Here is a 4,319-nt window from a genome sequence, read left to right as displayed (position 1 = left end):
CGGTTAAGAAGATCAGATGAATCCGTATATTCAACAATTTTGAATTATGGGTCCTCGGGTCAAGCCCGAGGATGACGGAGAGATGGGAGCCATAGGATGACGGAGATAGGTGGGTTGCAGAGAGCTATATTCTGCAAGCTTTGCGATTAGCGTTCCATCCACACTCTCCCTCATGGTGAGCTTGTCGAACCACGAACCACGCGTGGCAGGTTTTGCAGCGATCATTGCTAGCTCACAAAATCACAAGAGAGGGGATTTGCAGGTCGAAATCCTCCCCTCTCCTGGATTTTCCGGAAATTCAGCAGATGTGAATTCCCGAACGGTGCCAGCCCCCATAGAGGCAGGTTTTCTAAGAATTGAGGCAGTCGGCTGCAAACACCGTTTTCTTGCGGAATGGCAAGGCAAATCCGGCAATCATGGCAGCAAGACCAATCATGGTTGAGACCGCAAAGATGGTCATTGTTGCCTCGCGCAAGGCATCAGGGCTGGTTGCCTGCGGATAATTGGCGGCATTGGCGACAAGACCAGCAACAGCTGCGCCGATGGCATAACCGGCGGACTGCAATGTCGGCAGGAGTGCCGATGCCCGGTCGCGCTCGCCATCACGCGCCGCTTCCATGACACTCTGGCTTAAAAAGCCCCAGCTGACACCAAATCCGGCACCGATGCTCATCTGACCGACCAGAACCACCAGCGGCAGATCGGCAGAGAAACCAAGAACGAGAACGGCAAGCCCTGTGACCAAAAGTGTTGGCCCAAGACGGATCAGCCATGAACGGCGGCGCGGGTCCTGAATATTGGCAACCAGAATGGCGATTGTGCTCCATGCGACGGCAAAACTTGCACTGAATGCGCCGGCCATGGTCGGGCCATACCCCCACAAATTCTGCAAGGTCATGACAAGATAAACCGACGTGGAAGCCTGCGCGATGGGCATAAGCAACACGACCCAAAGGCCGATACCGACGGTGGATGTAAGCGCGAAGGCATCCGATGGAAACAGCGGCGTGCGGCTGCGGCGGTCCACAATCACAACGGCGGCAAGGACCGCAGCGGCACCGGCGACGAACAGCACTTCCATCGTCAAAGTCTGCATGATGCCCGCGAGTGCCACCAGCATGATGCCGCCACCGATGGCTGCGAGCCGCAGGAATGGTACGGACAAACTCCCGGTCTCAGCGCTGGAGCGCGGGACGATACGGAAAACCAGCGTAATGAAGATCAAAGCCATGGGAACGTTGACGAGGAAAGCAGCGCGCCATGATACGGTTTCCGTGAGAATACCGGCGACCAGCGGGCCGCCAAAGGCGGCAATGGCCCACACGACAGCTTCCGCGCCAAAGACTTTCGCCACAAGACGCGACGGGAAAAGTTCAGGAATAAGGGCATAACAGATGGCGGCAATCACGCCCTCGCCCAGCCCCTGCAGCGCCCGGCCAACAAGCACTTCCGTCATGGACGAGGCAAAAGCGGCGATCAGTGTTCCGACCAGAAACACCAGTGCAGCACCCACCAGCGCCCGGCGTGGCCCTAATTTGCCTTTCAATAGCGCACCGCTGGCACCACCGACGATGGAGAGAACCAGATAGAGCGTGAAAGCCCATGAAATGAGCGCCAAACCGCCGATCTCGCGTACGGCTGTCGGCAAGGACGTGGAAACCAGAAAGCCATTGAACGCAAACAACGCTACGCCGAGGCAAAGCGTTGTTGTTGCGGCCGAATATTGCGGGCTTATCAGTTCCGACCAACGCGCATCGCTGGTTTGATCTGTCGACTCTTGCATGGCGTCACCTCAATTAAATAAGTTTTATGTTTTTATATTACCCTTAATAAAACAAGCAATAGCTTTTTAAAAATATTCTTGTTATCGTCAGAAGATGCAGGATCGTACCACAAATCGCATGCTCTATTCCCTGAAGGTGGCCGGCGCGCAGACCGCCGCATCGCTGGCAGACCGCCTTGGCATCACGTCCGTTGCTGTTCGTCAGATGCTGGGGCGGCTACAGGAGGACGGCCTTGTTGACTTTGAAGACAGCCGTGAGACTGTCGGTCGGCCCAAACGCTTCTGGCATTTGACCGATGATGGCAACCGGCAGTTTCCAGACAACCACGCCGCCCTGACAGCCGACATTCTGGCTTCGGTATCCGCTGTTTTCGGCGATGCTGGTCTCGACAAGCTTATTTCCCACCGTGAAGCCACCACGCTCAATCACTACCGCAACGAGCTGTCCAACATAGATTCGATGGAGCAGCGCGTGGAACGGCTGGCGGAAATACGCTCTGCCGAAGGCTATATGGCGGAGATAAACCGCGATGAATCAGGAGCATTGATTCTCGTCGAAAACCACTGCCCTATCTGTGTCGCCGCCAAAGCGTGCCAAAAGCTCTGCCGGTCAGAGCTGGATGTGTTTCAGGCCGCGCTTGGCCCTGACGTGGAAATCAAGCGGTTCGAGCACATATTGAAAGGTGCGCGGCGCTGCGCCTATCGGATTACCGGGAAGCAAGCGGATAATCGTCAACTGACGATGAGGCTGTAAAGCATCGGGCTCATATAGGTGGTGCCGACACGCCAGTAATCACGCATCGGCCCGCCCTCGCACTCAAAACCCAAACGCTCCACGAGCTTGATGGAGGCGGCATTGTCAGGATGAATGATCGCCGAAATACGGTGTATTTTGAGATTTTCCGAGCAGTGATTAACGAGCGCCTGCACCGCTTCCCCCATCAGGCCGCGGCCCTGCCATTCGGTTCGCAGGATATAGCCGATTTCAAGCCGGTGATTGCGCGCTTCGCGATGATGATAATTGACCATGCCGATGCACTGGTCCGTTGTTCTGTCTGCTACCGCCCATGCCATCGTTTCATAGGGTGATGTGGTCTTGGCCAGCACACGCAGCCAGCGCCGCGTTTCCTCGATTGTCTCGCAGGCGGAAAAATCCCAGTACTGCGTCAGCTTTTCATCACCCAGACAGGCATGCAGGCCCTTCTCATCCCGGCTTTCAAACTGCCGCAAGCGCAGGCGCGGCGTCAGTAAAGTCGGGCAGCCATTGAGCTGATGGGTCATTACCGTCCCCATTTTGGCGCAGCGGGTGCGTTGGTGGGCTGTGCTTTGCGGCGTCCCAGCCGGATCAGGCCAAAGAGGGCGACGGCAATCATCGTCAGACCAGCAGGGATAACCCACCGGTCAACCGTAGCCGCACCCTTTCGCAGAACCAGATCAACCTGCGCCACTTCAAGACCATCCACATCACCGGGCCCAATCTTGAATGTATAGTCACCTGAGACAACCGGATCGATATCCCCCGCCCTGTCGCGATAGACACGCGGCCCCTGTGGTGATCCCCGGTTGGCTGCCTGTGCGTTGACATAGGACAGCGTTTTGACCAGCACGTCCTTGCCATCGCGGGTGACGACAGAAGTCAATGCGCTGCGTCCTTCAGCCGGGATGAAATTGCGCAGCGGTTGCATATCCACAAAAACGCGGACAGGTCCGTCGCTATCTTTCAATGCTACAGTGATTGGCTTGTAGGGGCCGGGACGGTCGAACACCCGCCATGAACCAATCTCGGCACCGGAAAAATTATAGATATACCAGGGATAACCGATGCCAAGCCCGATGCCAGCAATCAAAAGCAACAGCAACAGCTTGCGCATGTCAGGCCTTCTTTTCCCAGCGGCCCTCGGCATTCTGCTGCCAATAGGTCAACATATGCCCTTCTGCCTTCAAAAGCTTCCACTGTGCGCGCGCCTGTTCAAGCTGCATCTGATCGTGCCCGTCAAACATCAGGACAAGCCGTTCATAGGCTTCAACATTGCTGGGCGCGGCACCATCCACCAGAAAGCGCACTGTCGCCCCGTTTGGATTGCCTTCACCCGTTGTCAATATGACAGGCTGCTCCTGAGGATGCGGTTCCTGATCCGTGGCATGGGCAAGAAATGACGCGTCGGACCATGTCCACAGATGATTGTCCAGACTGTCACGCCGCTCCTGCGACCCGGTCTGGATAACGACCTTCCACTGGCGGCTGAGCGAGCGCTCGACCAACCCCGGAAGCGCATTTTCCAGTGTCGATTCAGTCAGATGGTAGAACAGGATTTCAGTCATTTTCACTCATCTGATTGGATATTCGTCACTCGGTTTGGTTGAATGGTTCGTGGTGCGTGGTTCGACATAACAACCATGAGGGAGAGGGGTGATGCAATGCTAATCGCCGAGGGCGCAGAGTTTAGCTCCCTGCAATCCTCCATTCTCTGTCATCCTCGGGCTTGACCCGAGGACCCACAACTTAGAGGCGCTGAGCATACGGATTCATCTGATC

At 56.1% G+C, this 4,319-nt stretch carries 5 protein-coding genes; 1 reads left to right on the top strand and 4 read right to left on the bottom strand.

What is annotated here, in order from left to right:
* Positions 1-349: 349 nt before the first annotated feature.
* On the bottom strand, positions 350-1,783 hold the full coding sequence (locus AB4Y96_RS26320; protein ID WP_441920968.1) for an MFS transporter: 1,434 nt from the start codon (positions 1,781-1,783) through the stop codon (positions 350-352).
* A gap of 118 nt (positions 1,784-1,901) precedes the next feature.
* On the opposite strand from AB4Y96_RS26320, the gene AB4Y96_RS26315 reads away from it, so the two are divergent.
* Positions 1,902-2,537, top strand: coding sequence for a helix-turn-helix transcriptional regulator (locus AB4Y96_RS26315; RefSeq protein WP_441920966.1), 636 nt, complete (start codon positions 1,902-1,904; stop codon positions 2,535-2,537).
* Here the strand turns inward: AB4Y96_RS26315 and AB4Y96_RS26310 are convergent.
* The 3 genes from AB4Y96_RS26310 to AB4Y96_RS26300 are packed head-to-tail and all read right to left on the bottom strand — an operon-like array spanning position 2,516 to position 4,105.
* Positions 2,516-3,064: a GNAT family N-acetyltransferase gene (locus tag AB4Y96_RS26310; protein WP_175540582.1), complete on the bottom strand. Its 549-nt coding sequence runs from the start codon at positions 3,062-3,064 to the stop codon at positions 2,516-2,518. The genes AB4Y96_RS26315 and AB4Y96_RS26310 overlap by 22 nt on opposite strands.
* Positions 3,064-3,654, bottom strand: coding sequence for a hypothetical protein (locus tag AB4Y96_RS26305; protein ID WP_441920964.1), 591 nt, complete (start codon positions 3,652-3,654; stop codon positions 3,064-3,066). The genes AB4Y96_RS26310 and AB4Y96_RS26305 overlap by 1 nt, the downstream gene beginning before the upstream one ends.
* A 1-nt stretch (position 3,655) precedes the next feature.
* A complete protein-coding gene (locus AB4Y96_RS26300) occupies positions 3,656-4,105 on the bottom strand; it encodes a DNA polymerase III subunit chi (protein WP_091880325.1) in 450 nt (149 codons plus the stop codon).
* Positions 4,106-4,319 lie beyond the last annotated feature (214 nt).

It is taken from the genome of Phyllobacterium sp. TAF24 (genome assembly GCF_052113785.1).
Lineage (GTDB): Bacteria > Pseudomonadota > Alphaproteobacteria > Rhizobiales > Rhizobiaceae > Phyllobacterium.
This window is presented reverse-complemented; position numbering and strand designations above follow the sequence as displayed.

Bases quoted from the DNA above. Each gene is read 5' to 3' on its own strand.
- AB4Y96_RS26300 (WP_091880325.1), bottom strand. From the start codon at position 4,105: ATGACTGAAATCCTGTTCTACCATCTGACTGAATCGACACTGGAAAAT.
- AB4Y96_RS26315 (WP_441920966.1), top strand. From the start codon at position 1,902: ATGCTCTATTCCCTGAAGGTGGCCGGCGCGCAGACCGCCGCATCGCTG.
- AB4Y96_RS26320 (WP_441920968.1), bottom strand. From the start codon at position 1,783: ATGCAAGAGTCGACAGATCAAACCAGCGATGCGCGTTGGTCGGAACTG.
- AB4Y96_RS26310 (WP_175540582.1), bottom strand. From the start codon at position 3,064: ATGACCCATCAGCTCAATGGCTGCCCGACTTTACTGACGCCGCGCCTG.
- AB4Y96_RS26305 (WP_441920964.1), bottom strand. From the start codon at position 3,654: ATGCGCAAGCTGTTGCTGTTGCTTTTGATTGCTGGCATCGGGCTTGGC.